The organism is Sutterella massiliensis (genome assembly GCF_016899755.1).
GTDB classification, from domain to species: domain Bacteria; phylum Pseudomonadota; class Gammaproteobacteria; order Burkholderiales; family Burkholderiaceae_F; genus Sutterella; species Sutterella massiliensis.
The window spans coordinates 1-1,533 of the sequence record NZ_JACJJC010000064.1 but is presented as its reverse complement, the minus strand read 5'-3'; the positions used below and the strand labels follow the sequence as shown (position 1 = coordinate 1,533).

The 1,533-nt window shown below is 56.4% G+C and carries 2 protein-coding genes; both read right to left on the bottom strand.

The window, feature by feature from the left end:
• Nucleotides 1-639: porin (locus H6A60_RS14465; protein WP_205104639.1), on the bottom strand; the 639-nt coding region annotated here is incomplete at its 3' end.
• 74 nt (nucleotides 640-713) lie between these two features.
• A partial coding sequence (locus tag H6A60_RS11205) for an FAD-dependent oxidoreductase (RefSeq protein WP_205104637.1) occupies nucleotides 714-1,533 on the bottom strand: 820 nt, incomplete at its 5' end.

The window sequence follows — 1,533 nt, the reverse complement described above, 5'->3', positions numbered from 1 at the left end:
AGATGTGTATAAGAGACAGGCGCCGTACCGATTGTTGCGCGACCAATCACTGTCTTCCTGCCCGTTGATGTTGAATGAATACTGAGCGTAAAGCTTGACGGGTCCGAGCTGAGGCGACACGTAAGTCAAAGCGTTGTCCATTCGGCTGTAATTCTGCGAATGTCGCGTGACGGTTCCCGAATAGGTACTCCAGCCGCCCCAGAAGTTGTCGGCAATCGGGTGGAAAATGGCGTACGACCCGTAGATGCCGCCGATTGAGCAGAATCGGCCCATCGCGAGACGCCCGTAATTGCCCTCCACGTAGAGAGCGGCTTCACGCCCGAAAATTTTTCCGTCGCCCATGGAGAAAGAACCGTCGTCCACGTTGAGGCCGTTTTCAAGAACGAAGCCGACCTTCGTGTTCCCTTGGAGTTCTTCATAACCCCTGAGCCCCACTCTCGAGCCTGAGAAGAGGCTGCCGGTCATGGCAAAGCTGTCGGAAGTGTAGGACTGCGCGTTCGTGTTCTTGAAGTCATAGTCCTTATGGAGATACTGCACGCCTTGGTCGAGCAGACCGTAAATCGTGACTTCCCCCGCTGCGGCTGATCCGAAAACAACGCTTGAGATAAGCGAAAACAGAAGCTTGGAATTGAGGTTCATGATCAAAAACTTTTTGGATGCGATGCGGCACGCGAGACTTAGTCGAGGGCCGCATCACGTTTATCGGCTGAGGGTTACTTGACCGCATTGCGCCCGGCAATCAGACCGAACGTGAATGCGTCGGCGATGCCGTTGCCGCCCACTCGGTTGTTGCCGTGAACGCCGCCCGTCACTTCGCCGGCGGCGTAAAGGCCAGGAATAACCTCGCCGTCGCGATCGATGACCTGTGCCCGTGCGTTGATCAGAACACCGCCCATCGTGTGGTGGCGCGCCATGGCAAATCGGGTTGCGTAGAAGGGAGCCGCCTCGATCTTTCGGGTGAGCATCGATGCGTCGCGGCCAAGCGCATCTTTCTTGCTTTCAACGCTCGCGTTGTAGGCATCAACGCTCTGCTTCACGGCGTCCCTCGGCACGCCCATTTTGTCGGCCAACGCTTCGATCGTATCGGCCTTGACAATCTCGCCCGCATCTACGCCGGACTGAAGCAAATCGCCCACTCGGCCCTGCGTACAGTGAACTTCGAAGCCCTTCGCATCCATGATGGAAAAGGCCTGTTCCTTCGTCTGCTTCAGGAACGCGTCGCAGAGCTGATCGCGCGGCGCGTCTTCGGAGATGAAGCGCTTGCCTTCCCAATTCACGAAAATGAAGTAGTCGACGAAAATGCTCATCGGGTAGTATTTCTTCATGTCGCTCGGGCGGTTGATCACGCACTGGATGTAATCCATCCCGACCGTTTCGGCGCCGAGATTGATCATGTACTTAAGAACTTCGCCGGTTGCACTCGGGAGATTGGAGGTACCTAGATGCTCTAGACGCGGATCATGAAGCCCGCACATTTTGGCATTGGCAGCAAAGCCGCCCGTCGCCGCAATCACTGCCTTTCGCGCACGAATG